General features: G+C 62.3%; 27 protein-coding genes. 16 read left to right on the plus strand and 11 right to left on the minus strand.

The annotated features are described in order from the left end of the window. The coding region (locus M5G17_RS15670) for a tetratricopeptide repeat protein (protein WP_273893810.1) at positions 1-2,064 on the plus strand (2,064 nt) is incomplete at its 5' end. Between the two features lie 12 nt (positions 2,065-2,076). Here the strand turns inward: M5G17_RS15670 and M5G17_RS15675 are convergent. After that, positions 2,077-2,985: a LysR family transcriptional regulator gene (locus M5G17_RS15675; RefSeq protein ID WP_273893871.1), complete on the minus strand. Its 909-nt coding sequence runs from the start codon at positions 2,983-2,985 to the stop codon at positions 2,077-2,079. Positions 2,986-3,081: 96 nt separating this feature from the next. On the opposite strand from M5G17_RS15675, the gene M5G17_RS15680 reads away from it, so the two are divergent. From M5G17_RS15680 to M5G17_RS15695, 4 genes are all read left to right on the plus strand, one after another. After that, entirely contained in the window at positions 3,082-3,972 is an 891-nt protein-coding gene (locus tag M5G17_RS15680) for a pirin family protein (protein WP_273893811.1), read from the plus strand. A 27-nt stretch (positions 3,973-3,999) separates the two neighbouring features. Continuing rightward, positions 4,000-4,686: a hydrolase gene (locus M5G17_RS15685; protein WP_273893812.1), complete on the plus strand. Its 687-nt coding sequence runs from the start codon at positions 4,000-4,002 to the stop codon at positions 4,684-4,686. Positions 4,687-4,739: 53 nt separating this feature from the next. Continuing rightward, positions 4,740-5,366, plus strand: a complete 627-nt coding sequence (ycaC, locus tag M5G17_RS15690) for an isochorismate family cysteine hydrolase YcaC (protein ID WP_130264931.1) — start codon at positions 4,740-4,742, stop codon at positions 5,364-5,366. Positions 5,367-5,474: 108 nt separating this feature from the next. After that, entirely contained in the window at positions 5,475-6,392 is a 918-nt protein-coding gene (locus M5G17_RS15695; protein ID WP_273893813.1) for a DNA-3-methyladenine glycosylase family protein, read from the plus strand. Here the strand turns inward: M5G17_RS15695 and M5G17_RS15700 are convergent, their stop codons facing one another. Then, on the minus strand, positions 6,393-6,620 hold the full coding sequence (locus tag M5G17_RS15700) for a DUF6555 family protein (RefSeq protein ID WP_273893814.1): 228 nt from the start codon (positions 6,618-6,620) through the stop codon (positions 6,393-6,395). 224 nt (positions 6,621-6,844) lie between these two features. Here M5G17_RS15700 and M5G17_RS15705 point away from each other — a divergent pair, with 224 nt between their 5' ends. Further along, positions 6,845-7,117 (plus strand): DUF1652 domain-containing protein, encoded by a 273-nt coding sequence (locus M5G17_RS15705; RefSeq protein WP_273893815.1) that lies wholly within the window; start codon positions 6,845-6,847, stop codon positions 7,115-7,117. Between the two features lie 350 nt (positions 7,118-7,467). On the opposite strand, the gene M5G17_RS15710 is transcribed toward M5G17_RS15705, so the two are convergent. Together M5G17_RS15710 and M5G17_RS15715 are read right to left on the minus strand one after the other, a co-directional pair. After that, entirely contained in the window at positions 7,468-7,863 is a 396-nt protein-coding gene (locus M5G17_RS15710; RefSeq protein WP_273893816.1) for a nuclear transport factor 2 family protein, read from the minus strand. 9 nt (positions 7,864-7,872) lie between these two features. Beyond that, on the minus strand, positions 7,873-9,069 hold the full coding sequence (locus M5G17_RS15715) for an MFS transporter (protein ID WP_273893817.1): 1,197 nt from the start codon (positions 9,067-9,069) through the stop codon (positions 7,873-7,875). 113 nt (positions 9,070-9,182) lie between these two features. On the opposite strand from M5G17_RS15715, the gene M5G17_RS15720 reads away from it, so the two are divergent. Further along, positions 9,183-10,091: a LysR family transcriptional regulator gene (locus M5G17_RS15720; protein WP_273893818.1), complete on the plus strand. Its 909-nt coding sequence runs from the start codon at positions 9,183-9,185 to the stop codon at positions 10,089-10,091. A gap of 4 nt (positions 10,092-10,095) precedes the next feature. Here M5G17_RS15720 and fusA read toward each other — a convergent pair whose 3' ends face one another. Continuing rightward, the gene (gene fusA / locus M5G17_RS15725; protein WP_273893819.1) at positions 10,096-12,201 is read right to left on the minus strand and encodes an elongation factor G; all 2,106 of its coding nucleotides are present in this window, start codon (positions 12,199-12,201) and stop codon (positions 10,096-10,098) included. Between the two features lie 177 nt (positions 12,202-12,378). On the opposite strand from fusA, the gene M5G17_RS15730 reads away from it, so the two are divergent. Continuing rightward, positions 12,379-13,731 (plus strand): D-serine ammonia-lyase, encoded by a 1,353-nt coding sequence (locus M5G17_RS15730; protein WP_273893820.1) that lies wholly within the window; start codon positions 12,379-12,381, stop codon positions 13,729-13,731. A gap of 2 nt (positions 13,732-13,733) precedes the next feature. Beyond that, positions 13,734-14,666 (plus strand): DNA-binding transcriptional regulator DsdC, encoded by a 933-nt coding sequence (gene dsdC, locus M5G17_RS15735; protein WP_273893821.1) that lies wholly within the window; start codon positions 13,734-13,736, stop codon positions 14,664-14,666. 86 nt (positions 14,667-14,752) lie between these two features. On the opposite strand, the gene M5G17_RS15740 is transcribed toward dsdC, so the two are convergent. After that, positions 14,753-15,190 carry a hypothetical protein gene (locus tag M5G17_RS15740; RefSeq protein WP_273893822.1) on the minus strand — a complete coding sequence of 146 codons (438 nt, stop codon included), beginning with the start codon at positions 15,188-15,190 and terminating at the stop codon, positions 14,753-14,755. Between the two features lie 166 nt (positions 15,191-15,356). Between M5G17_RS15740 and M5G17_RS15745 the strand changes: the two genes are divergently transcribed. The 4 genes from M5G17_RS15745 to M5G17_RS15760 all read left to right on the plus strand — a co-directional run bounded on the left by M5G17_RS15745 (position 15,357) and on the right by M5G17_RS15760 (position 17,571). Beyond that, the gene (locus M5G17_RS15745; protein ID WP_273893823.1) at positions 15,357-15,644 is read left to right on the plus strand and encodes a hypothetical protein; all 288 of its coding nucleotides are present in this window, start codon (positions 15,357-15,359) and stop codon (positions 15,642-15,644) included. Positions 15,645-15,752: 108 nt separating this feature from the next. Next, positions 15,753-16,286 (plus strand): DUF3455 domain-containing protein, encoded by a 534-nt coding sequence (locus M5G17_RS15750; RefSeq protein WP_273893873.1) that lies wholly within the window; start codon positions 15,753-15,755, stop codon positions 16,284-16,286. Positions 16,287-16,342: 56 nt separating this feature from the next. Then, positions 16,343-16,870 carry a sigma-70 family RNA polymerase sigma factor gene (locus M5G17_RS15755; RefSeq protein WP_420793348.1) on the plus strand — a complete coding sequence of 176 codons (528 nt, stop codon included), beginning with the start codon at positions 16,343-16,345 and terminating at the stop codon, positions 16,868-16,870. Beyond that, positions 16,867-17,571 carry an anti-sigma factor gene (locus tag M5G17_RS15760; RefSeq protein ID WP_273893824.1) on the plus strand — a complete coding sequence of 235 codons (705 nt, stop codon included), beginning with the start codon at positions 16,867-16,869 and terminating at the stop codon, positions 17,569-17,571. The genes M5G17_RS15755 and M5G17_RS15760 overlap by 4 nt, the downstream gene beginning before the upstream one ends. Before the next feature lie 3 nt (positions 17,572-17,574). Here M5G17_RS15760 and M5G17_RS15765 read toward each other — a convergent pair whose 3' ends face one another. After that, positions 17,575-18,069 carry a DUF2938 domain-containing protein gene (locus M5G17_RS15765; protein WP_273893825.1) on the minus strand — a complete coding sequence of 165 codons (495 nt, stop codon included), beginning with the start codon at positions 18,067-18,069 and terminating at the stop codon, positions 17,575-17,577. Positions 18,070-18,144: 75 nt separating this feature from the next. On the opposite strand from M5G17_RS15765, the gene M5G17_RS15770 reads away from it, so the two are divergent. Both M5G17_RS15770 and M5G17_RS15775 read left to right on the plus strand, forming a co-directional pair. After that, on the plus strand, positions 18,145-18,786 hold the full coding sequence (locus tag M5G17_RS15770) for an ArsR/SmtB family transcription factor (RefSeq protein WP_273893826.1): 642 nt from the start codon (positions 18,145-18,147) through the stop codon (positions 18,784-18,786). A gap of 64 nt (positions 18,787-18,850) precedes the next feature. Beyond that, positions 18,851-19,348: a PaaI family thioesterase gene (locus M5G17_RS15775; RefSeq protein ID WP_273893827.1), complete on the plus strand. Its 498-nt coding sequence runs from the start codon at positions 18,851-18,853 to the stop codon at positions 19,346-19,348. Here the strand turns inward: M5G17_RS15775 and M5G17_RS15780 are convergent. From M5G17_RS15780 to M5G17_RS15795, 4 genes are all read right to left on the minus strand, one after another. Continuing rightward, complete coding sequence (locus M5G17_RS15780) at positions 19,345-20,661, minus strand: alginate export family protein (RefSeq protein ID WP_273893828.1); 1,317 nt, start codon at positions 20,659-20,661, stop codon at positions 19,345-19,347. The genes M5G17_RS15775 and M5G17_RS15780 overlap by 4 nt on opposite strands. Before the next feature lie 108 nt (positions 20,662-20,769). Beyond that, a complete protein-coding gene (locus M5G17_RS15785; protein ID WP_273893829.1) occupies positions 20,770-21,918 on the minus strand; it encodes a M14 family metallopeptidase in 1,149 nt (382 codons plus the stop codon). 49 nt (positions 21,919-21,967) lie between these two features. Beyond that, entirely contained in the window at positions 21,968-22,480 is a 513-nt protein-coding gene (locus M5G17_RS15790; protein WP_273893830.1) for a sigma factor-like helix-turn-helix DNA-binding protein, read from the minus strand. 456 nt (positions 22,481-22,936) lie between these two features. Then, entirely contained in the window at positions 22,937-23,269 is a 333-nt protein-coding gene (locus M5G17_RS15795) for a DUF6124 family protein (protein WP_273893832.1), read from the minus strand. Between the two features lie 130 nt (positions 23,270-23,399). Between M5G17_RS15795 and M5G17_RS15800 the strand changes: the two genes are divergently transcribed. Next, entirely contained in the window at positions 23,400-24,053 is a 654-nt protein-coding gene (locus tag M5G17_RS15800) for a LexA family protein (protein WP_273893833.1), read from the plus strand. Positions 24,054-24,110: the final 57 nt, after the last annotated feature.

Genomic DNA, 24,110 nt, shown 5'->3' on the forward strand with positions numbered 1-24,110 from the left:
TTGTTCGGAGCATCCTTAGCGGCATTCGCCGAAAAGTTGGAAGTGCATCCGCCGGAGCACATACCGGATCTGGAGGATTCACACTTCTCCAGGCCTCTTTACATCCAGATGGCGGCGTTGATGGCCCTGCGTGGCGAGCGGCCGAAGTCCGCCGAGGCGTTGCCACGAGCGTTGGTCAACCATGAGCGGCGGTACTGGGCGAAGATGCTGGGGGCAACCGCAGATCAGGGAGAGGAAGTCGTTCATCGGGCGAGTGTATTGATGACGCTTTCCACCTTGGCCAATGGCATTGCTACCGAGCGCATGCTGGAAGACATTCTTGACGTTTCGGACGTCGAGCGAACTGAACTCAAGTCCCTTTACCGGATGCTTACCCCTTTGTATCCGGATCACCATCAGGGCCTGCAAGGCTTGCGACCTGACCTGATTGGTGAGGCGTTAGTGGCGCAGAGCCTGCTGGGCGCGCGTGGAGTGGAACTGCTTGATCAGGTACTGGCTAGCGGTAGTCACGCGCTGAGACGTTCCAGCCTGACAGTGGTAGCCCGTCTGCTGCGCGAACGCGAAGATCTGTTACCGGTAATCGAAGAGGTTTTGCGACGGCACTTTGTTTCATGTGTCGATGATTGCATTGCAGTCTGCCTCGAGACATCCGGTCCATTGCTTGAGGTCGTTGAGCGCGCCTATCAGGGGCTACCTCCTCGATTGCAGTCGCAGGCTTCGGGTGCGCTGATGCAATGGTTGAACTACGACATTGTACCGTTGGCCAAACTGAGTATTTCTGTGCGGCAGAGCCAAGTCCTCCGGTGCCTCCAGAAAATGAGTAAAAAAGAGACCTCGCGCAGCATTGAGGATTACGCAGCAGCCCTTGGGCATTTAACCTTTGCGCTAAAGAACGATGGGCAGACACGCGAAGCATTAGCGGTTGTTGAGCAAGCACTTGCGCTCGGACCAAAGCTTCGTGGCTCGCGTGACAATGACCTGAGGCAGAATTGGCACTTGAGGTTGCATTCGGAGTTGCTGACCGTCCAGGGTCAAAATGACGAGGCATTGGCCAGCGCCCAGAAAGCCCTGCGGCTCAGTAGGCAGATTATTTCGGCGCATGGAAATAAAGATAGCATTGAGCTCTCGAAGACATTGGGGATCTGTGCAAGTTGTTTGGCCGATTGTGGAAAGTCCGAAGAAGCCTTGCACCTGAGTGAAGAAGGGCTTCAGTTAACAAGAAGCGTTGGACGAGCTGTTTCCAAATCCAACCAGAACGATCTGGCCGTCAGCTTGAGTATCTACGCCAGGTGCCTGGGGATGAACGGGCATATTCACAAGGCGTTGGCTGCAAATAAAGAGGGCTTGGGGCTGCGTCGCGCATTGATGGAGAGCGAGCCCGAGAAGCATCGGCAGAACTTTGCGCTGACATTGATGACTTACGCTGCGCGTCTATCGGATGTCGGTGAGATAGAGGAAGCATTACGGCTGACCAAGGAGAGTCTATCGATCAATCGGGCGCTCGCAGAGTCCAAACCTGAGCGATTCGGCAAGGTCCTGGCTGATACACTCTCGAACTGTATGGTCATAGAGGCGGAGGCGGGAAATTTCGACGCTTCAGTGACGCTGTCAGAAGAACTGCTGGCGCTGTACGAGCTTCTGGTTCAAAGCAATCCTGAGAGGTTTCGGTACTCCTTCGAAGAGGGCCGCTTGGGGGGGGCGTACGTTCGATGGTTAAGGGATGGGGGCTCGATGGAGGAAGAGGCACGACGGCCTGTCGCTGTAGGTGGCAATGTCCAGAAACAACGTTCGTTGGACTATGAGCAACATTGGCTGTTGGCGTTTTCCGAGTCGACATTGCAAGCAGTCAAGCGTGCCAAGGAATGTTGGGAGAAGTTGGACTTCTCCCAGCAGTTTTCGATGCGTAACAAGTACGTATTGCTGAACGCTTTCAGTGACCATAGATTCGGTCTAAGTGACGAGCACTGGCGTGCACAACTTGTCGAATTGCGAGAGACGCGCAAAGGCCATATTCCTGCCTGGATGAGCGAAACGGCTCGTCTCCTGGCATTCCCCTTGCTCTAAGTCTGCAGTCACTTACGCGATATCACTGGCCTCAAACTCCGCCGCCAGAAAATCCAGCAAGCTGCGCACCGACGGCAGCAGCCCGCGCCGCGAAGCAAACACCGCGTGTACCACGCCGCACTCCGGGGCCCAGTTCGGCGTGGCTTGCAGTAGCCGTCCGGCCTCGAGCTCTTCGCGGATCACCACTTGCGGCAGGTGCACCACCCCCACGCCGGCCACCGCCGCCTGACGCAACACCACCAGGTCATCGGTGACCAGGCGCGGGGTGTGCCGCAGGCTTGCGCGGGCGCCGTCGGGGCCGAGCAGGTGCCAGTGGTAGTCTCGCTGCGGGTAACCCCAATGCAGGCTGGGCAGGGCGCTCAGGTCTGCCGGTACCGGGCGCTGCGGCAAGCGCTCGAGCAAGGACGGCGCCGCCACCAGGTACTGGGTGCTGCGCGCCATCACCTTCATCACCAGCTCGCTGCTTTCCAGCGGCGGCACGCGCACGCGCAGGGCGATGTCGATGCCCTCCTGGATCAGGTCGACCTGGCGGTTGGTGCTTTCGATGTGCAACTGCACCAACGGACACTGGACCATGAAGCGGGTGAGCATGGCCCCGACCCAGAAATCCAGCAGCGCCGTCGGGCAGCTCAAGCGCACAATGCCCTGGGGTTCGGCGCGGTTGCGCTCGATCAGCTCGGCGGCGCCTTCGGCCTCCACTAGCATGGCCACACAGTGGCGATAGTACGCCTGGCCGATCTCGGTCACTGAAAAGTGCCGGGTCGAGCGCTGGATCAGGCGCACGCCCAGGCGTTCTTCCAGCCCGGCAATGCGCCGGCTGAGTTTGGACTTGGGCATGTCCAGGGCGCGGCCGGCCGGGGCAAAGCCGCCGTGATCGACCACTTGGGCAAAGTAGTACAGGTCGTTGAGGTCTTCCACCAGTGTTCTCCAAATGGAACGCTGAAGGCAGTTTAACCGATCTACCGCCGATGTCGTTGCGCTCGTATGGTTATAGCCATGCACGAGAGGAGGCATCTGATGAAAAAGATCCAAGGCGTCTACAGCAGTCCACACCCGCACTGGGTGGGTGATGGCTTCCCGGTTCGTAGCTTGTTTACCTACGACAACCTGGCCCAGCACATCAGCCCGTTCCTGCTGCTGGACTATGCCGGCCCCCACGACTTCACCCCGACCACGGCGCGTCGCGGTGTAGGCCAGCACCCCCATCGCGGATTTGAAACCGTGACCATCGTCTACCAGGGCGAACTGGAACACCGCGACTCCACCGGTGCCGGTGGCTTGATCGGCCCGGGTGATGTGCAGTGGATGACTGCGGCTGGCGGGATCCTCCATGAGGAATTTCATTCACCGGCATTTGCGGCCAAGGGCGGCACCCTGGAGATGGTCCAGCTGTGGGTCAACCTGCCGGCCAAGGACAAATCGGCGCCGGCCGGTTACCAGACCTTGCTCAGTAACGACATCCCGGTCGTGCCACTGGGCAACGGTGCCGGCAGCCTGCGGGTGATTGCCGGAGCGTTTCGCGGCCACCAGGGCCCGGCGCAGACCTTCACTGCGATGGATGTTTGGGACCTGCAGCTCAAGGCCGGTGCGCCACTGCGCTTGCCCAGCGCGGCCGGACGCAGTACCGCGCTGGTGGTGTTGCGTGGCCAGTTGCTGGTCAACGGCGAGCGCCAGGTCGGTGCCGCGCAACTGGTGCTGTTCGACCGCGCCGGTGATGAGGTGCTGCTCGAAGCGCAAAGCGATGTCTCGATGTTGTTGCTCAGCGGCGAGTCGCTGGAGGAACCGATTGTCGGTTACGGCCCGTTCGTGATGAACAGCGATGCCGAAATCGCCGAAGCCTTTGACGATTTTCGCGCCGGGCGCTTCGGCCTGATGAGCGGGCAGGTCGGCCCGCGTCACCACAACTAGTCTCATAACCCCGAAGGAGAAGATGCCATGAGTACGTTTGCCAACGTTGCCAACTTCAACGGCCAGGTCCCGCGTATTGACCCTGAAAATGCCGCGATGCTGCTGATCGATCATCAGAGCGGCCTGTTCCAGACGGTCAAGGACATGCCCATGACCGAACTGCGGGCCAACGCCATCACCCTGGCCAAGGTCGCCAGACTTGCGAACATCCCGGTGATCACCACGGCTTCCGTGCCTCAAGGCCCCAACGGCCCGCTGATTCCGGAAATTCATGAAGCCGCGCCCCACGCCCGCTACGTGGCTCGCAAAGGTGAAATCAACGCCTGGGACAATCCCGAGTTCGTCGAGGCGGTCAAGGCCACCGGCAAAAAACAGCTGATCATTGCCGGCACCATCACCAGTGTATGCATGGCCTTCCCGAGCATCAGCGCCGTTGCCGAAGGCTACCAGGTGTTTGCCGTCATCGACGCCAGCGGTACCTATTCGAAGATGGCCCAGGAAATTACCCTGGCCCGGGTGATGCAAGCCGGCGTGGTGCCGATGGACACCGCTGCGGTGTGCTCGGAAGTACAGCGCAGCTGGAACCGTGCCGACGCGCAACAGTGGGCCGAGGCCTACAGCGCGGTGTTCCCGCACTATCAATTGCTGATCGAGAGTTACCTCAAGGCGCAGCAAGTGGCCAACGGGCACGAACAGCTCGATTCCCAACGCTGATCCCTCATGCCTGGTGCCTCCGGCACCGGCTTACCACTGCAAGGAGTTAGACCATGAGCAAGCCATACGTGCGCCTGGACAAAAACAATGCTGCGGTCCTGCTGGTAGACCATCAGACCGGTCTGCTGTCGCTGGTACGGGACATCGAGCCGGACAAGTTCAAGAACAACGTGCTGGCCGTGGGCGATCTGGCCAAGTACTTCAAGCTGCCGACCATCCTCACCACCAGCTTTGAAACCGGCCCCAACGGTCCGCTGGTGCCCGAGCTCAAAGCGCAGTTCCCCGAGGCGCCGTACATCGCCCGTCCCGGGCAGATCAACGCCTGGGACAACGAAGACTTCGTCAAGGCGGTCAAGGCCACTGGCAAGAAGCAGTTGATCATTGCCGGTGTGGTAACCGAAGTGTGCGTGGCTTTCCCGGCGCTGTCGGCCCTGGAGGAAGGCTTTGAGGTATTTGTGGTCACCGATGCCTCCGGCACCTTCAATGCCCTGACCCGCGATTCGGCCTGGGACCGCATGTCGCAAGCCGGGGCGCAACTGATGACCTGGTTCGGTCTTGCCTGTGAGTTGCACCGCGACTGGCGCAACGACATCGAAGGCCTGGGCACGCTGTTCTCCAACCATATCCCTGACTACCGCAATCTGATCACCAGCTACAACACCCTCACCAACGGCAAGTAACGCCGTGCACTGATCGGCGGCCGGGCACTGTTGCCCGGACGCCCTCTTTTTTCAACGCCGTTGCCCTGGCACTGGCGCGCTGATACCCGGATGGGTAATCATCGTTCAATGAAACCTGCCTCTTCCTTACGCGGCCACCGACGCGGTGTGCGTTCTGGCCCCGGCATCAGTTGCTGGCTGAGTTATCAGCCGCCCTTGCACTGGCCATCGTTGCTGGCGTTTTTCGCTGCCCGGGCGATTGGCGGGGTCGAGCGGGTTGCCGCTGGGGTGTATGTGCGCAGTCTTGTCGTCGGCCAGCGCCACGGGGTGATCCAGGTCCGTAAGGCCCGTGGGCATCGCTTGCAGGTGACGGTATCGGGTGTCAGCGCTGCGGCCTTGCCAGGGCTGCTGGCCCGGGTGCGCCGGGTGTTCGACCTGGAGGCCGATCCCCGGCGGATCGAGGCACAGCTGGGTGCTGATGCATTGATGGCAGGTCTGATCGCGCAACGCCCGGGGCTTCGTGTGCCACGCGGCTGGGATGCCTTCGAGCAGGCCATGCGCACCGTGCTTGGCCAGCAGATCAGCGTCGCCGGCGCCATTACCCTGGCCGGACGCATGGTCGCCAGCTACGGCACACCGCTAGCCGCCGCGTTGCAGCGTGACTCGGGTTTGACCCACCTGTTCCCGGTGGCGCAGGCCATTGCCGAGGTCGACCTCAGTGGCCTGGGCATGCCGCGCTCGCGGGCGACGACCCTCTCGACCCTGGCCCAGGCGCTGCTTGACGACCCGCAGTTACTGCGCGCCGAGCGTGATCTACAGGGCTGGGTCGAGCGTCTGTGCCGTTTGCGCGGGATCGGCCCCTGGAGTGCCCAGTACCTGGCGTTGCGCCAGATGGGCGCAGCCGATGCCTTGCCGCTGGGGGATGTGGCGCTGGTCAAGGCCCTGCGCCTGCTCGAAGGCGCCGATGCGCAACTGGCCCTTCGTGCCCAGGCCTGGAGCCCGTGGCGCGCCTACGCTGCGCAACACCTGTGGAGCTCGTTGAGTTGATCAGCCGGACTGGCGCCACTGCACATCAGTGATGCCATAGCGCTCGGCCAGGGGCTTGCTGACTTTCTTCACCTTCTCCCGGCCGTAGCGGCCTATTCGACCGATACCGGCGTCGCAACTTGCCCAGTGCCAGGCTTCGGCGTTGTCCATCGTCTCGGCGCGAATGATGAAGGACTTGTGATCGCCGTGCAGGTGGTAGTCGATGACGAACAGTTTCGCGTTATTCATGGCTGTGGAAGATCCTTACAGAGCTGTGACCAAGAAATTCCCTTCAATGCCTCTAGTGAGTACTGCGCTGGCGGAAAAATTCCATCCGATTGCGCCCGTCAGTGCGCACAGGGTGGACGGTAACGTCGCGCCGTTTATCCGAGGCAGGGCCGCATACGTTGAACTTGGCAGGTCCCCATGGCTCTTCCATAGACCACTGCTGCACTGCATGGGAGGATCGGAGCATGTCGCTGATGGGCGTTTCCACGCTGGAGTTGTGCCACCTGATTGAACAGGCCTTCCTGCCTGATCGCTGTGTTGTGTCCTGTACCGATAACGAGCACCTGACCATTCAGTTGGGCCAGGGCGAATGCCTGAGCGATTGCCTGACGGTCACCGGTGTCAAGGTGCATAGCCTGACCACCTGCCACGAGCTTGCCGCGCTGGTTGCCCAAGTGCGCGAAGAGCAGCGCCTGGGGCGCAGCCAGATTCCGATGGGGCCCCAGGCGTTGGTTTGAGCCACCCAGGCCATCTTCCTCTCAATTTTATGGAGGTCGGCTGGGTGCAGAGGGCTCATTTTTGAGCCGGACTCAGCGCGCTCTCGCCTTGCACCAAGGCTGACAACGCCGCTCTTCCAGGCCATGGCACGTTGCATCAAGTGTGTGCGGGCCTTGCCCCGCGATGCGCCGCGCGGGCGGCGCTCGATCTCAAGGGCCCCACAAGCCTTGCGGCTTACACCTGGTAGGCATTATTCCATCTCAAGTCCTGCGCCTTTGCGTCATCATCCAATCCAGAGATGTGTAGATACGTATGCTCATCGCGGGGCAAGCCCGCTCCCACTGAGCTATTTATTGCAGCGCCAGCTGTATCAAGCAACAACAGGCGTTTCATGCAGATGGCGCCAGCGCAGGGCGCCATCGTCGCGCTCGAGTACTGCCGTGGAGCGCCGAACCGAGCGATTGCCTGCGCCATCGACCTGCCATTCGCGATAACTGACCACACTCAGGCTCGGCCCTTCAGCGATCAGCTGCAACTCGTCGAGGGTGATTTCAAGTCCCTCGCGTTTGCCATGCGCCTGCTCGAACAGACGGCGCAGGCCCTGGTAATCGAAGACTTGGCCGGGCAGGTTGATCATCGAGAACTGCGCGCTGAAGCGCGCCATCAACGCCTCGAACTGATCAGCCGGGGCCGTGCCGGACAGCCATTGTTCGATGGCCACGTGGGCGGTGAGAACTTCCTTGAAAGCGGGATGGGTCGGGTTCATGGGCAGGGCTCAAGTGGTTGCGGTGGTAAGCCCCAGGGCGCGAGCCCCGGGCAATTTCAACACCATCGGCAGCGGCAGCAGGGTCAGCAGCGCGGCGAGGATGAAGGTGTGTTCGAAGGCCTGGGCGCCGGGCAGCAATTGATTAAGCACCGCGCCGAGCACAGCGACGCCCAGGCAGAAACTTAGCTGCCGGTTGAGGTTCCACACGGCGCTGGCCTGGCCCATCTGCTGCGGTGTGATGGCCAGAAAGGCCAGGCTTTGTGCGCTGCTGCTGCACAGGCTGCTGCCCAGGCCGAGCAGGGCGAAGATCACGGTGAGCCAGGCGTGGTGCGTAGCGACCCAGGGCGAGGCCAGGCACAGCAGTGCGCTGCACTGAATCAGCATACCGGCGCTCAGCAGACACTTGGGCCCGGTCAGGTTGAAGCGCCAGCGCACAAAGGCAATCGCACCCAAGGCGCCCACTGCCCAAGGCAACATCAGCGCACCAGTGACCGTGGCGCTCAGCCCTAGGCGCTGTTGCAGGTACAAGGCTGCTACCAGGTTGGCGCCGATGAACACCCCCGGCACGCACAGGTAGATCAACATTGCCGTGCGCAGCAGCGGTTGACCCAGCAGTCGCAGGTCGAGTATCGACTGTGGGGCCGGCAAGGGCTGGTTGGTCGGCAGCCAGGCCAGCACCAGTGCGCCGGTTATCAAGGTCAGTGGCAGCATGGCATAGAAGATCCAGCGCCACGAGCCGTGGTCGACTACCACGCCACCCAGTGCCGGCGACAGGGCCGGGACCAGCAGGGCGACCATCATCACCAGCGAGGTCAGGTGGTGACGTTGCTCAGGCGCATACAAGCGATAAGCCATGGCCTGGCCCACCGGGATCAACAGGCCGCCACCCAGGCCTTGCAGCAGGCGCCAGCTCAGCAGGCTTTCGATCGAACCGGAGCCACCGGCCAGGGCCGAACCCAGGCCGAACAGCGCCAGCGACAGCAGCAGCGCAGAGCGCTCGCCCAGGCGAGTGGCCAGCCAGCTACCCAGCGGGATCGCCAGGGTCAGGCCGAGCATGTACAGGTTGCTGACCCAGCTCAGTTGCGCCACCGAGGCGTGCAGCTCCTGGCCTAGCACTGGGTAGGCGGCGTTGAGAGCGAACATATTGAGCAGGTCTAGGGTAAAACCCAGCAGGTAAACCAGGGTGACTTTCGAGCGATAGGGCATGACAACGCCGAGGGGCTGGAGGAAGGCGCAGTCTAAAAGGTTGCCGATGCTTGAATAAGGTGTGAAAAATCGGCAGATTGTCCAAATTATTTTGACAATGGCGAATGCGACTCATGGTCAGCCTCGACCGCTTCGAACTGTTCTGCGCCGTGGTCCAGGCCGGCTCCTTCACTGGCGCCGCCGAGCGCCTGCAGCAAACCCGTGCGGCGGTGAGCTTCAGCATCAAGCAGCTGGAAGCGGAGCTGGGCGTGACCCTGCTGACCCGTACCACGCGCAGCATCGCCTTGACGCAAGCGGGCGAGCGCTTCTACCAGCGTTGCCTGCAAGTAGTTGAGGACGCACGCCTGGCCATCGACGAAGCGCGCGCCGAGCATGGCGGCCTGCAGGGCAGCTTGCGTATTACCTCCACGGTTGAATACGGGCTCAAAGTCCTCGCCCCGGCATTGCAGGCATTTTGCCATTTGCATCCTGAGCTGAGCGTGCGCCTGGAAACCCATACGGCCCAGGTCGACCTGGTGCGTGAGCGATTCGATGTGGCCATTCGCCTGGGCCAGGCGCAGGACTCCCATTACCGTGGCGTGTGCCTGGCGACCTACGACGTACGCCTGGTGCTGGCCCCCAGCCTGCTGGCCGCTCATGGTCCGCGGCTGATCGACTCACCCGGGCACCTGGCGAAGGTGGCGCAACTGGTGCACAGTCGCTTCGAGCAAAACAATCGCTGGACGTTGCTCGACAGCCAGGCACGTAACTGCTTGTATGCGCCCCAGGGCACGCCGCTGCTGGTCGCCGACAATGCGTCGATTCTGCGCGCCTTTGCCCTGCAGGGCGCAGGCGTGGCGCTGTTGCCGGACTGGCTGGTGGCGGATGACCTGGCCAGTGGTCAGTTGCTCGATGCGCTGCCCGGCTACCGCTTTGCGCCGCAGACTGTCTATGCCCTTTACCCCTCCAGCCGCCACGTTCCGCGCAAGGTTCGCGCTTGGATCGACTTCATCAAGGCTTACCTTGCCAAAGGGTTCCTATAGCCCGTCAGCCTTGCTTCTTGATAATCGCCTCACTGATGCTTGCCGGGGCCTCGGCGTACTTGGTGAACTCCATGGTGTAGCTGGCGCGGCCCTGGGTCATCGAGCGCATCTGGGTGGAGTAGCCGAACATCTCGCCCAGTGGCACTTCGGCGCGCACCACCTTGCCCGCCGGGGTCTCGTCGCCGTCCTGAATCATCCCGCGGCGGCGGCTCAGGTCGCCCATGATGTCGCCCTGGTACTCCTCCGGCGTGACCACCTCGACTTTCATCACCGGCTCCAGCAGCACCGCGCCGCCTTTCTGCGCCAGTTGCTTGGTGGCCATGGACGCCGCGACCTTGAAGGCCATCTCGTTGGAGTCGACGTCGTGGTACGAGCCATCGAACACCGTGGCCTTGAGGCCAATCAGCGGATAGCCGGCCAGCACCCCGTTTTTCATCTGCTCCTCGATGCCTTTCTGGATCGCCGGTATGTACTCGCGGGGCACCACACCGCCGACCACTTCGTTGATGAACTCCAGGCCTTCCTTGCCTTCCTCGCCGGGAGCGAAGCGGATCCAGCAGTGGCCGTACTGGCCACGGCCACCGGACTGGCGGACGAACTTGCCTTCGATTTCGCAGGTGTTGCGGATCTTCTCGCGGTAGGCCACCTGGGGCTTGCCGATGTTGGCCTCGACGCCGAATTCGCGGCGCATGCGGTCGACGATGATGTCCAGGTGCAACTCGCCCATGCCGGAGATAATGGTTTGTGCGGTTTCTTCGTCGGTACGCACCCGGAACGAAGGGTCTTCCTGGGCCAGCTTGCTCAGGGCGATGCCCATTTTCTCCTGGTCGGCCTTGGTTTTCGGTTCCACCGCTACCGAGATCACCGGGTCCGGGAAGTCCATGCGCTCAAGGATGATCGGTTTGTCGATGTCGCACAGGGTGTCGCCGGTGGTGACGTCCTTCATGCCGATCAGCGCGGCGATGTCACCGGCGCACACGTCCTTGATCTCAGCACGCTGGTTAGCGTGCATCTGCACCATGCGGCCGATGCGTTCCTTCTTGCCCTTGACCGAATTGAGCACGGCGTTGCCGGAACTGAGCACGCCGGAGTAGACCCGGGCAAAAGTCAGGGTGCCGACGAAGGGGTCGGTGGCAATCTTGAAGGCCAGCGCCGAGAACGGTTCGTTATCGTCGGCGTGGCGTTCCAGGTGCTTGTCTTCGTGGTCCGGGTCGGTGCCATGGATCGCCGGGATTTCCGACGGCGCTGGCAGGTAGTCGATGACCGCGTCGAGCATCAGCGGCACGCCCTTGTTCTTGAAGGACGAGCCGCAGATTGCCGGCACGATCTCATTGGCGAGGGTGCGTTGGCGCAGGCCGGCCTTGATCTGCTCGTTGCTCAGTTCCTGGCCGTTGAGGTACAGCTCCATGAACTCGTCATTGGCTTCGGCGGCGGCTTCGACCAGGTGCGCACGCCACTCGTCGGCAAGCTCGCGCAGGTCGGCGGGAATCTCTTCTTCGCGGTAGCTGGTGCCCTGATCGTCTTCGTTCCAGTAAATGGCCTTCATCTTCACCAGGTCGATCTGCCCGACGAAGTGCTCCTCGGCGCCGATCGACAGCTGGATGGGCACCGGGTGGTGGCCCAGGCGCTTGTCGATCTGCTTGACCACCTTCAAAAAGTCGGCGCCCTGGCGATCCATCTTGTTGACATAGGCCAGGCGTGGCACGTGGTATTTGTTGGCCTGGCGCCAGACCGTTTCCGATTGCGGCTCGACGCCGTCGGCGCCGCTGAACACCACCACCGCGCCGTCGAGCACCCGCAGCGAGCGCTCCACCTCGATGGTGAAGTCAACGTGGCCGGGGGTGTCGATGATGTTGAAGCGGTACTTGTCCTGGAACTGTTTGGTCGAGCCCTGCCAGAACGCCGTGGTCGCCGCCGAGGTGATGGTGATGCCGCGTTCCTGCTCCTGGGCCATCCAGTCCATGGTCGCAGCGCCGTCGTGCACCTCGCCCATCTTGTGGTTGACCCCGGTATAAAACAGGATGCGCTCGGTGGTGGTGGTCTTGCCGGCGTCAACATGGGCGACGATGCCGATGTTGCGGTACAGCTCGATGGGGGTGGTGCGCGCCATGAGGGGTCACCTGTGTGATGCGGATGAAGAGGGTACTCCCAAGGTAGCAGAAGTGCGGCGGCTTGCACGGCGCACCATGGTTGAAACAGGTTCATCCATGACTTGACTAACCATCGGTTGTAAAGCCTGGAGTGCTGACGCTTAATCCTTCTATTCGCTTGCCCATGGAGTCGCCCAATGCCGCTGGAAAGATCCATCTATGCCTGGTTCCAGAGCCATCCGCTGATTGCCGACCTGGTGGCGTTGCGCCCCACCTGCTGGTTCAATCCGGCCCTGGCAACGAGCGCCGAGGCCCTGGGTGATGTGGCGCTGACTGCCGAGGATATCCGTGAGGCCAGCGCCCGGCTCGAGCGCTTCGCCCCGTTCATTGCCTCGGCGTTTCCCGAGACCGTGGCCAGCGCTGGCATCATCGAATCGCCGTTGTTGCCGTTGCCCGCCCTGCAGGCCGTGCTCAGTGCCGAACAGCAACTTCCGGCAAGCGGCGCGCTGTGGCTCAAGGCCGATAACTTGCTGCCGATTTCCGGTTCGATCAAGGCCCGCGGCGGTATTTATGAAGTACTCAAGCACGCCGAAGACCTGGCCTTGGCCGGCGGCCTGCTGCAACCGGGCGACAGTTACGCGAAACTCGACAGTGAAACGGCCCGGGCGTTCTTCGGCGAGTACAGCGTCGCGGTCGGCTCCACTGGCAACCTCGGCCTGTCGATCGGCATCATCAGTGCGCGCCTGGGCTTCAAGGCCACGGTGCACATGTCCGCCGATGCCCGCCAATGGAAAAAGGATCGCCTGCGCGCCTGCGGTGTCGAGGTTCGCGAGTACAGCGCCGACTACAGCGTGGCGGTGGAGCAGGGGCGCCGGGAAGCCGGGGCCGATCCGCGTTGTCATTTCGTCGATGATGAAAATTCGCTGAACCTGTTCCTCGGTTACGCTGTGGCCGCCGAGCGCCTGCAGCATCAGTTGACCGAGCAGGGCATAGTGGTCGACGCCGAGCATCCGTTGTTTGTCTACCTGCCCTGTGGTGTTGGTGGTGGCCCTGGTGGTGTGGCCTTTGGCCTCAAGCATATGTTTGGCGATGCAGTGCACTGTGTGTTTGCCGAGCCGACTCATTCGCCGTGCATGTTCCTGGGGGTGTACACAGGCCTGCACGACGCAGTGTCGGTGTATGATTTCGGCATCGACAACCAGACCGCCGCCGACGGCCTGGCGGTGGGCCGGCCTTCGGGTTTTGTCGGCCGCTCGCTGCAACGCCTGATTGACGGCTACTACACTGTCAGTGACCAAACCCTGTATCGCCAGCTGGCGCAAATGCAGGCCTGTGAAGGCCTGGAGCTGGAGCCATCGGCGCTGGCCGGGCTGTCGGGCATGTTCAAGGTGCTGCAAGAGCAGCAAGGCTACCGCCAGCGCCTGGGTTTGAGCGACGAGCGTATGGCACGCGCCACCCACCTGGTCTGGGGCACCGGCGGCAGTATGGTGCCGCGTGACGAGATGGACCGCTACCTGGCCCAAGGTCGTGCCGAACTGGTCGGGCGTTGAGCATGCTCAACCTGCCCGATCGCCTCGGCACCCGCTTGAGCGGCGCGCAGTTCGCCAACCTGCACACCTTCCTCGCGGTCGCCCGGCACCTGAGTTTCAGCCTTGCCGCGCAGGAGTTGTGCCTGACCGCCAGTGCCGTCAGCCATCGTATTGCCCGCCTGGAGCAGGCCCTGGCGCTACGCCTGTTCGAGCGCTTGACCCGGCGCATCCGCCTGACCGCCGAAGGTGAGCGGCTCTATCAGGTATTGCAGGGCTTCGAAGCGCAATTGCAGGAAGCCCTGCAACCGTCAACTGAAGAAGTCATCGGTGCCGTGAGCCTGTATGTGCGGCCTTCGCTGGCCCAGCACTGGCTGGTGCCACGCCTGGCGGATTTCCAGCAGCGTTACCCGCAGGTCAGCCTGGATATTCGCACCGGCAACGACTCGGTAGATTTTCGCACCCGGCCGGTGGACCTGGCCTTGCTGTATGGTCATGGCGAGTTTCCGGGGTTGTGCAGCCAGCTGCTGATGGACGAAAGAATCGCCCCGGTGTGCAGCCCGCAGTATGCCGAACGCCATGGCCTGGTTGACCACCCCGAGCGCCTGGCGGGGTGCACCTTGTTGCATGATGCCCTGGCCTGGGAGCAGGCCGCCTTTGACGCCGAATGGCAACGCTGGGCCGGCGAGCAAGCGGTGCAGCCGCACCTGCCCACAATCCACCTGACGTTCGACCGCTCCGACCTGTGCAGCGCCGCTGCCAGCCACCATGCTGGCGTGGCCATGGGGCGCCAGCGTCTGGTGCAACCGCTGCTGGACCAGGGCGCGCTGATCCTGCCCCTGGGGGACTTCAGCCAGACGGCGGGGCAGGGTTATTACCTGGTGCATCCGTTGCGGGAAACTTTGCCGCTACGCGTACGGGTGATGATCGAGTGGTTGCGTGAGTGCGCGGCCAACTGAATGGTGGGAGCGGGCTTGCCCCGCGAAGGGATGTGCCTGAAAGAATGCTATCGCGGGGCAAGCCCGCTCCCACTCAACTCCCGCAATCAATCCCCAGCCTGAACCTGCAACAGCCATTGCCCGTCAACCTCACGCACCAGCCCGCTGGCCAGGAACAACGGCAACACACGTGCGTGCAACTGCGGCTCGACGAAGCCCTTGACCGCCGTCAGCTCCAGCGCGCCCAGGGCGGGCAGATCGGTCTTGGTGTACGACAACCAGGCTTTCTTCAGTGCATTGAGCACATCGCTGCCCGCGGTACTGGCAAAGCGTCGGTTGAGCGTGCGGCCGTCGATAACGAAGGTGTGCTGGTGCTCGTAGCCGCTTTCGTCACCACCACTGGCGTGGCAACGGCTGCAGGTGCACGGGCCGTCGCCGAAGGCGTTCGCCAGGTAGCTGTTGAAATCCACCACGGGCTTGAGCCCCAGGCGCTTGTCGACCTCGAACATGTCCGAGGTCAGGTTCTGTTCAGCACTCAATGTCATTCCTCTGACGGGTTTTTACCGGGGGCACAATACCAGCCAAGGCGGGTTGAGGGTACCTTCGTGCGTCGTCTCGTCGATGGGCACGGGCTTTTTCCGAGCGGCTCCATTACCCTATGCGCCCCCGAGCGTCAGCTGACGCCGTTTTTCCTGTCGTTGGAGTTCCACCATGTACAACTACACTGCCACCGTGACCGTCAGCGACGACCAGCATGATGATGTTGAAGCGGCGGAAAACATCGGTATTCGGGTGGGCCTTGAAGCCGTTACCGAGACGCTGAAGAAGGTGCACTTTGTCGGGACCCTGGCCGCCCCGGAAAACGCGACGCATATCTGCGTGACCCTGGAAAATGGCCTGACCTACTACGGCCCGATCGTCAACGGCCACGCTGAGCTTGAAGGCGGCTGGATCGCCTTCGAGAGCGACATGCTCACCCCCGAAGAACTGGGCCTGTAAGCCACCCCGATTTATTTTCATCGCTCTGCATCCAGATTGCGTTCAGCCGGGTAGTACCTGTAGCAGCCCTTGAAGCTGCTGAGCTGATTACCTTCTGGAGAGCCGATGATGAACGCCAAACCGATCGTTACCCTGGCCCGTGCCTGCCTTGCCGGCACTTGCCTGTTGTTGATGTCAACTGCCCACAGCGCCGTACCAGACAACATCAAGGTACCGGACGGCCACAAAATCGCCCTGCAAACTGTCGGCATCGGCGAGATCACCTACGAGTGTCGGGCCAAGGCCGACAGCCCCGAGCAGACAGAGTGGGTATTTGTCGGCCCCAACGCGGTGCTCAAGGACCGCAGCGGCAAGGCGGTAGGCAGGTACTTCGGGCCACCCGCCACCTGGCAGGCCGAGGATGGCTCGAAAGTCACCGGTACGCAGTTGGCAGTTGCGCCGTCCAGCCCAGGCAACCTGCCGTATCAATTGGTCAAGGCCAACCCCGCCGAAGGTCAGGGTGCAATGACGGGCGTCACCTATATCCAGCGCGTCGCGCTCAAAGGTGGGGTTGCGCCGACCAGCCCTTGTGGCGCCGCGCAGAAAGGCAGCCGAGAGGTGGTCAACTACCAGGCCGACTACATCTTCTGGGCCGCGCAGTAAAGGCCTGGGCAAAGTCGTCTACGCTGCACAGGAACCCCTGACCACGGCCAGTACCTGTGACCTTGCCTGAGCACCTGTTCGACTATGAAGCCCACCTGGCGGCCTGCGCCCGCGGCGACCGCCAGGCGCTGCAGCGTTTGTACCAGCAGGAAGGGCCGCGGCTGTACGGTGTGCTGCTGCGCCTTGTGCGTGAACCGGCGGTTGCCGAGGATCTGCTGCACGATGCCTTTTTGCGCATCTGGGCCGGCGCCGGAAGTTTCGATGCACAGCGTGGCAGCGCGCGGGGTTGGATCTTCAGTGTGACCCGGCACCTGGCACTCAACGACCTGCGCAAACGCCAGCGCGATGCGCCGCAATCGGTATTGCTGGAAGAGGTGGGCGAGGGCCTGGAGGCCAGCCTGCAGTCGACGCGTATCTACCAGTGCCTGGAACAACTGCCGTCAGAGCGCCGCGCTTGTATCCTGCATGCCTATGTCGATGGTTTTTCCCATGCCGAAATCGCTGCCAAGTTGGGCGCGCCGCTCGGCACGGTAAAAGGCTGGGTAAAGCGCAGCCTGGTCGCCTTGCGGGAGTGCTTGGGATGAACGACGAACATGACGGCGCTCAGGATGAACTGGACACCCTGGCTGCGGAGTATGTGCTGGGGACGCTGGCCGCCGGGCCGCGCACCGAGGTCGAGCAGCGCCTGGGTCATGATGCCGAACTGCGTGCGGCGGTAGATGCTTGGGAGCAGAGGCTTGAGCCATTGGGTGCGCTGGCGCCGGCACAGGCACCGTCAGCCGGATTATGGCGACGGATCGAGCGCAGCCTTGGCCAATCCACTGCGCCGGATTCAACGTCCTGGTGGAACCGTCTGGCGCTGTGGCGTGGGCTGAGTGCGGCGGGGCTGGCCGCGACCCTGATACTGGGCGCCTTGCTGCTGATCCGCGAGGTGCCGGTCAGCACGCCGAGCTACCTTGTAGTATTGGTTGCGCCGCTGGATAAGTCCCCCGGTTGGGTGATCCAGGCCAGCGACCAACAGAGTATCCGCCTGATTCCGCTGGGTGTGGTCGAAGTACCGCAGGACAAAGCGCTGCAGTTCTGGACCAAGGGCAAGGACTGGCAGGCGCCGGTGTCACTCGGCCTGGTCAAGCCGGGGCAAACCTTGCAAGTGCCGCTCGACAGCCTGCCGCCACTGGAGTCCGAGCAGTTGTTCGAGTTGACCCTGGAAGGGCCCAACGGTTCCGCCACCGGTAAGCCGACCGGGCCGATCCAGTTTATCGGCCGGGCGGTGAAGGTCCTCTGACGATCAGGGTTGCAGCAGCGCAGCCCAGAGCACCCCGGCCAGGTACAAGGCCACGCCAAACACCCCATGGTTCAGCAAACTCCGCGCTCGCGCGGTGTTTGGCTTGGGGGTTTTCGAGGCAAAAAAGCCGGCACCCATGCCGGGCTGCATGATCAGGTAGGGCGCCGCCACTGTCGCAAGGCCAAGCACGAATGCCGGCACAAACGTCGGCTGGCGTGCCCAGGCCACCCCGCAGACTGCCAGCAGCAACCCCGCGAACATCACCCCGATCACATAGTGCGCGCTCCAGCCGATCAACCGTTCACCGGCTAAGGCAGGGGCTTTGGCGATGCTGTGATGGATGAACTGGCCGCGGGGCATATGGCCGATCCAGCGGCCCACCAATGCCCAGTTGGCCCCCGCCATGCCCAGCACCCGTTGCTGGAACAGCGACCAGAGGTCGGCCAGGGCTGTGGCCGTCAAGCCGATCAAGAGCGCAAGAACGATTGCTTCGAGCATGCTGTACCTCGTCGAATAACATTCAATAGATTGATTGAATGATTGGCCAATGTTACCTTCCTGTCAATGACCGACATGAAAACCCAGCAGCACCAGCACATCGCCGATCTGGCGCGGACTCTTGGCCACGCCCATCGTCTGAACCTGCTCGAACAGATTTCCGGCGGCGAGCTTGCCGTCGAACAACTGGCCCAGCAGTGCCAACTGTCGGTGGCCAATGCCTCCCAGCACCTGCAGCATTTACGCCGCACGGGCTTTGTCCAGACCCGCCGCGATGGCAAACGCGTGTTCTACCGGCTCAGCGCCGGGCCGATCCCCGAGGTGCTGGTGGCGCTCGGTCAATTGGCGGCGTTCAACCGCGCGGCGATCCGTGATTTGATGAGCGACAGCCTGAGCGCGCCCGAGCAGTTGGAAGCGATCAGCCGGGAAGAATTGCTCGAGCGCTTGCAGGATCACAGCGTGACCCTGCTCGATGTGCGCCCGGCCGAGGAGTTTGCCCAGGGGCATTTGCCGGGGGCGATCAACATTCCGTTCGCTGAACTGCAGCAGCGCCTGGGTGAATTGCCTGCACAGCAGGAAGTGGTCGCTTATTGCCGGGGACCCTGGTGCGTGTTTTCCCGCGATGCAGTAGCGGCGCTCAAGGCCGGCGGCTTCAGGGCGCGGCACTATCTTCAGGGCATTGAGCAGTGGCCCGGTATCTCGGACAAAGGTCTGTAGCGCCGAGCAGCAAGGCGGTACTATCGGGTCGCTTTCCCACCATAAACAGACAATCAGGAAGTCTATGAGCACCCACGCCTTATCCCTGCAGGAACTGGCCGCCCCCGAAGGCGTCTGCTATGGCTGCGGCTGTTCCCATCCCAGCGGCCTGCACCTGCAAAGCCACTGGGACGCCGACGGTATCCACCTGCTGTGCCGTCACTCGCCCGACAGCACCTTCCTTGGCTGGCCGGGGCTGGTCTATGGTGGCTTGCTCGCCATGTTGGTCGACTGCCATTCCAATTGGACCGCCATGGCCTATCACTACCGCGCCGAAGGCCGTGAGCCCGGCAGCCTACCGCGTATCGACTGCGTTACCGGCCAGCTCAGCCTGACTTACCTAAAGCCCACGCCGATGGGTGTCGAGCTGTTGCTCAAGGCCCGGGTCGAGGGTGAGGTGGGGCGCAAGAGTCGAGTAGTCTGCGAGGTTTGGGCCGGTGACGTACTGACCGTGACCGCCGACTCGGTGTTCGTCCGAGTCGACACCGAAAAGCTCAAACACAAGGCCCACGGCGCGGTTTAGAACGGCACGGCAATGGTCAACTGGCTATAGACGTTGGTGCCATTGCCGCCCACCTGGTTGCCGCCGTTATCGCTGCTCTTGCGCGGTTGGTACAGGCCCAGCAACGGGCTGATGATCAGGTGCTCGCTCAGCGCCCATTCTGCGTACAGGTCGAGCTCACGGCCATCGAGGTTCAGTGTGTCGCGCGCGTGCAGGGTCTTGTAGTTGAACAGCAGCACGCCCAGTGTCAGCGCCTCCACAGGCGTGGCCTTGAGACCAACGAAGTGCACATCGTTGTTGCTGTTGAACGGGCCCGAATAGTTGCCGCTGACCTCACCCTGGAACCAGGTGCCGTAGCCACGGTTCATGCCGTTGAACATCGAATCCCAGCCTTCGGAGTAGCGGCTGTAGCGGTAGGTCAGGTCCGGGCGCCAAGGTAGCACCGCGAAGGTGTAGCCCGCCTCGACATACCAGGCTTTTTCCGGCCCTGCGTCCTTGTGCTGCCAAGCGTGCTCGAAGGCGAAATGGGCATGCTCGATTCCGGCGTCACCGGCGCCGCGCAGGCTGTAGATGTCCATGCCCTCGCGCTGTTTCTGCAGCTCGTTGGCATAACGGTCATCGACATTCAAGCCGCGAATGTAGGCCAGCTCCAGGGTACCGGGCGCGTCGCTATAGGCCAGGGTGCCGGCGGCCAGCTCGCTGTTGGCCTGGGCGCGGTTGTCCGACTTCATCCACAGCAGGCTGCCGTGCAGACCCTCTTTGCCGCCCAGGCGCAGCGCCGCGGTCTTGTCGAAGGCATGGCGGGCGGCCAGGTAGTAGGCACCCCCGCGGTTGAGTTTGCCATCGGCCGGGCCCTTGCCGAAGTTCAAGCCATCGTCGTTGATGATGAAGCCATCGCCAAGGGTGATGACCTGGCGACCGAACGACAGGTCCAGGCCATCCTCGCCCAGTGCTGGAATCAGCTTGCCCGAGCGCCAGCCGGCGAAGGCTTCGTCGAATTTGGTGGTGCGTTCGCTGCCATCGCTGATGCCGGCGGCATCGCCGTCGCCCCAGGTCGCGGAACTGACCAGGTTGGCGGTGCCGTAGACCGTGCCCAGCTCGCCCAGGCGCTGATCGGCGCTCAGTCCATATTTAATGAAACCTTCGCGCCAGGTCGCGCCCCCGTCGGTGCCGTCGTAGTTCTTGCGGCTGTTGAACAGGCCATACACGGCGAGGAAATTGGCATTCAGATGGGTGTCGTCGTCAGCGTACAGCTCGAAGGCCTGAACCGGTGGCAGGGCCAGCAGCAGGCACAGGCCAGTGGCCTTGAGTGAAGGGGCAGGGCGGGTGGTCATGGCAGGGGTTCCTAAACGGCGGCGTGGGTGGCCGCCATTTAGGGTGGCAAGGCCCCGGAAGGTCTTTGCTTTGCCTGCCAGGGTGGTTGATCCTGCTCGCCAGCAGCGTTAGCGCAGGGTGTTGACCATCTGCCCGAAGACGTCCAGTACAGCGCTGGCCAGGTCCTTGCTGCGCTGGCCGTTCCAGCCGGTTTCGGGGTTGGGGGCGTCGTCGTGGTCCTTGAATGGCATCTCCAGGGTCAGCGACAGGCAGTCGTAACTATTGCCGACGCTGTTGCAGGCCAGGGTCATGTTGGCTGTACCCGGAGCTGAAAGCGGGTAGCCATGGACTTGCTGGAAATCCTTGGTGCGCTCGCACAGGCTGTCGCGAAAGGTCTTTTCCAGCCCGGCGATACGCGGGGTGTAGCCGGGGTTGCCCTCGCAGCCGGCAGTGAACACGTGGGGGATTTCTTCATCGCCATGCACGTCGAGGAACAGGTCGACGCCATATAGCTTCATCTGCTGCTGGGCGAAGAGCACTTCCGGGCTCTTGTCGATGCTTGCATCCTGCCAGGCGCGGTTCAGGTCCTGGCCCGCGAAGTTGGTGCGCAGATGGCCGTGGAGGGCGCCGTCAGGGTTCATGTTGGCGATCAGGTACAGGTCGGCTTGCTGCCGCAATGCCTGGATAGCCGGGTCATTGCCTTGCAGGCGGTCGATCACTCCCTCCATGAACCACTCGGCCATGTGCTCGCCGGGATGCTGTTGGGCGATGATCCACAGCTTACGCTTGCCTGCCTCACCGTTGCCGACACGCAGCAGCGGGATGTCGCGGCCTTCGACGCTGCGGCCGGTGGCCAGCAGTTTGACGCCTGGCAGGGTCTTGGCGCGTTCGATCAACTGATTGTGGCGCGCCCGCGGGTAGGGCTCGAAGTAGGCGAACCAGGCCTGGGGTTGTTCAGCCTTGAGGGTGAACGTCAGGGCCTTGCCATCGTAGCTGGTGGGCACCCGGAACCACTGTTGCTGGTCGTAGGAGGCGACGGCCTGGTAACCGCTCCAAGCCTCGTGGTAAGACGATTTTCCGGCGTTTTCCAGGGCAAAGCCATGGATCTGGCCTGGGGTCAGCCCGTCGGCCTTGAAGTGGAACCACTGAAAATGCTGGCTGTGGGTATCGGTGCGGATATCCAGGCGCACGTGCGCGGGGTCACTGGCATCCTTGACGAGGATGTTGCCGGAATCGAAATCGCAGTCGATGTGCAGGGGGGACAGCGTCACGGTCATCACCAGGCTCCATGTAGAGTTGTTGTGACGCCTACTCTACACGCCTGGCTCAGGACCAGAAACCGATCGCTGCCAAGGCGGCCAGGCCCAGACCGATAGCCACCGAGCAACCACCCAGCGACAGGGCCGCTCGCGCCTGCCGGTACCAGCCGTCTTCACCCAGCTGTCGGGCCGGGGCCAGCAGGGAGCGCCAGCGCAACTCGGTGGCGTGGAACGCCTCGCGGTTTTGCGCGGCGCTGTCGAGCCAGCGGCGAAAGTCGATACGTTCGCTGGCGGTCACCTGTGGGCTCTGCAGGCGCACGTACCATTGGCCGGCAATGCTTGCCAGGGCGTCACGCTCGTCGCGGGCAGCCTGCAGGGCCTGGTTCATGTGGCGCTCGACCGTGATGGCGGGCAGGTCCAGGCGCTCGGCAATGCTGGCGAACGGCAGTTGATCGAGGCGGCTGAGCAAGAACACCTGTTGAACGCGGCGCGGCAGCTTTTTCAAGCGCTGCAGCAGGGCGTCGTCCGCCAGGTCGTGGGAAAGGGGGTTGTGTTCAAGGGGCAGCAACAGACGGGTCATGTACAAGCTCCTTGCTGGTCAGTGGGGTGGGGGCGTCTTCCTTGACGCTGCAACAGCTTAATCTTAACGAGATTGATTCTCAAGTGCTATTTCAGCAAAGCGCTGTTACAACCATTCACTGCGCGACATTCATTTGCTATCATCGCGGCCATTCAAGCAACACCCATCTTCATTAGCCTGAAGACCAAAAAAAAAGACCCGGCAAAAAGCCGGGTCAAAAACCGTGATTAGCCTGATGAGGAGATAATCTGAGAGTCCGACCTAAGGGCTTTCAGGTTACCCAACCAGTCTCGCGACCAGTTGTGAGCAATAATAATCGTTATCATTTGCAAGTCAAATGAATTTTCTGTCATTCCGTAAAAATCTTTTACCGAATGCGCTCCCTCGTGACGGGCGGGCACCAACCCCGCGCACCGTCGACTCCCCACGAAGATGCTCCGTTGAAGGCCACTGACCTCAGGCGGGCCCTTTGTTGGCTGCCATGCGCTCAAGCATCCTCCGCACGCTATTGATCATTTGCAAGGACGTCAGGGCCAGGTCGCGCTTTGTGCCTTGCAGGCCCTCAGCCGACTCGCAGGTGGTGGCTGCGGCGTAGCGCAACAGGGTTGTAGCCTGGGCAGTGGTCTGGGCATCGCTGAGGCCTTCGCGGGCGACCAGTATCGGCTCATCAGGGTCGATCTGAGGCGGTGCCGGGTTGAGGTAGAAGTCCAGTGCGCGCCGGGCGGCATCGCTGTTACTTAGTGATTCGGAATCAAGGCCAAGGTCTGTATCAGGAATTGTCGGGTTCATTCGGCTGCCTGCTGTCTAGGTAAGCGATGAGAGGTGTCGACAATGCTAATACGTTTTGTAGTTATGACTATTGTTTAAATACTACAATATGTGTATTGAGCGCCAGGAGGCAGTCCGTATCGTGCCAGCGATGGATAAATGGACTGACCTGGTCAAAGCCAGGATGCGTGAACTGAAGGTCACGCAGGAAACGCTCGCAGAACGCATCGGGGTGACCCAGGGCGCCGTGGGCCATTGGCTGCGCGAGGAGCGCGAGCCGAAACTGCGGGTGCTCAACCAGATTCTGGTGGAGGTGGGTTTGCCGCCGCTGCAGATGGTTTTCCCTCATCAGGTGGCGGAAAACAACGGTTCCTACACGGTCTTGGGCAATCCGGCGACGGTTGCTGGCGCCGATGGCCTACAGCACGAACTGTATTTTCGCTATCCGGTACTGGCGTGGGGCAACCTGGACGCGCCGACCGAAGACTGCCCGTTGCAATCTACCGACTACAAGGCAGAGGGGCGGGCGTTCTGGCTCAGGGTTGAGGGCGATGCGATGACAGCCCCGCTGGGCTTGAGCGTGCCGGAGGGGATGCTGATCCTGATCGATGCCGGGCTTGAGGCCGAAACCGGCAAGCTGGTGATCGCGCGTTCGCCAGGCAGCACGGCCGTCAGTTTTCGCCAGTTGAGTGAGGAGGGCGGCCAGCGCTATCTGCGCCCGCTCAATCCGACCTATCCCAAGGCCTTGTGCACCGAGCAATGTGAATTGCTGGGGGTGGTGGTGCAGGCATTAATGAAATTCTGAGGGTGCGCGTCGCCTTCATCGCCGGCAAGGCCGGCTCCCACAATGGATCTGTTTACA

The organism is Pseudomonas rubra, assembly GCF_028656935.1.
GTDB lineage: Bacteria > Pseudomonadota > Gammaproteobacteria > Pseudomonadales > Pseudomonadaceae > Aquipseudomonas > Aquipseudomonas rubra.

Excerpts from the sequence above, each read along its gene's own strand:
- M5G17_RS15730 (WP_273893820.1), top strand. The coding sequence starts at position 12,379 with ATGCCGCTGGAAAGATCCATCTATGCCTGGTTCCAGAGCCATCCGCTG.
- M5G17_RS15745 (WP_273893823.1), top strand. The coding sequence starts at position 15,357 with ATGTACAACTACACTGCCACCGTGACCGTCAGCGACGACCAGCATGAT.
- M5G17_RS15785 (WP_273893829.1), bottom strand. The coding sequence starts at position 21,918 with ATGACCGTGACGCTGTCCCCCCTGCACATCGACTGCGATTTCGATTCC.
- M5G17_RS15770 (WP_273893826.1), top strand. The coding sequence starts at position 18,145 with ATGAAAACCCAGCAGCACCAGCACATCGCCGATCTGGCGCGGACTCTT.
- M5G17_RS15700 (WP_273893814.1), bottom strand. The coding sequence starts at position 6,620 with ATGAATAACGCGAAACTGTTCGTCATCGACTACCACCTGCACGGCGAT.
- M5G17_RS15800 (WP_273893833.1), top strand. The coding sequence starts at position 23,400 with ATGGATAAATGGACTGACCTGGTCAAAGCCAGGATGCGTGAACTGAAG.
- M5G17_RS15790 (WP_273893830.1), bottom strand. The coding sequence starts at position 22,480 with ATGACCCGTCTGTTGCTGCCCCTTGAACACAACCCCCTTTCCCACGAC.
- M5G17_RS15780 (WP_273893828.1), bottom strand. The coding sequence starts at position 20,661 with ATGACCACCCGCCCTGCCCCTTCACTCAAGGCCACTGGCCTGTGCCTG.
- M5G17_RS15705 (WP_273893815.1), top strand. The coding sequence starts at position 6,845 with ATGTCGCTGATGGGCGTTTCCACGCTGGAGTTGTGCCACCTGATTGAA.
- fusA (WP_273893819.1), bottom strand. The coding sequence starts at position 12,201 with ATGGCGCGCACCACCCCCATCGAGCTGTACCGCAACATCGGCATCGTC.
- M5G17_RS15765 (WP_273893825.1), bottom strand. The coding sequence starts at position 18,069 with ATGCTCGAAGCAATCGTTCTTGCGCTCTTGATCGGCTTGACGGCCACA.
- M5G17_RS15720 (WP_273893818.1), top strand. The coding sequence starts at position 9,183 with ATGGTCAGCCTCGACCGCTTCGAACTGTTCTGCGCCGTGGTCCAGGCC.
- M5G17_RS15680 (WP_273893811.1), top strand. The coding sequence starts at position 3,082 with ATGAAAAAGATCCAAGGCGTCTACAGCAGTCCACACCCGCACTGGGTG.
- M5G17_RS15775 (WP_273893827.1), top strand. The coding sequence starts at position 18,851 with ATGAGCACCCACGCCTTATCCCTGCAGGAACTGGCCGCCCCCGAAGGC.
- dsdC (WP_273893821.1), top strand. The coding sequence starts at position 13,734 with ATGCTCAACCTGCCCGATCGCCTCGGCACCCGCTTGAGCGGCGCGCAG.
- M5G17_RS15685 (WP_273893812.1), top strand. The coding sequence starts at position 4,000 with ATGAGTACGTTTGCCAACGTTGCCAACTTCAACGGCCAGGTCCCGCGT.
- ycaC (WP_130264931.1), top strand. The coding sequence starts at position 4,740 with ATGAGCAAGCCATACGTGCGCCTGGACAAAAACAATGCTGCGGTCCTG.
- M5G17_RS15715 (WP_273893817.1), bottom strand. The coding sequence starts at position 9,069 with ATGCCCTATCGCTCGAAAGTCACCCTGGTTTACCTGCTGGGTTTTACC.
- M5G17_RS15710 (WP_273893816.1), bottom strand. The coding sequence starts at position 7,863 with ATGAACCCGACCCATCCCGCTTTCAAGGAAGTTCTCACCGCCCACGTG.
- M5G17_RS15795 (WP_273893832.1), bottom strand. The coding sequence starts at position 23,269 with ATGAACCCGACAATTCCTGATACAGACCTTGGCCTTGATTCCGAATCA.
- M5G17_RS15760 (WP_273893824.1), top strand. The coding sequence starts at position 16,867 with ATGAACGACGAACATGACGGCGCTCAGGATGAACTGGACACCCTGGCT.
- M5G17_RS15695 (WP_273893813.1), top strand. The coding sequence starts at position 5,475 with ATGAAACCTGCCTCTTCCTTACGCGGCCACCGACGCGGTGTGCGTTCT.
- M5G17_RS15740 (WP_273893822.1), bottom strand. The coding sequence starts at position 15,190 with ATGACATTGAGTGCTGAACAGAACCTGACCTCGGACATGTTCGAGGTC.
- M5G17_RS15750 (WP_273893873.1), top strand. The coding sequence starts at position 15,753 with ATGAACGCCAAACCGATCGTTACCCTGGCCCGTGCCTGCCTTGCCGGC.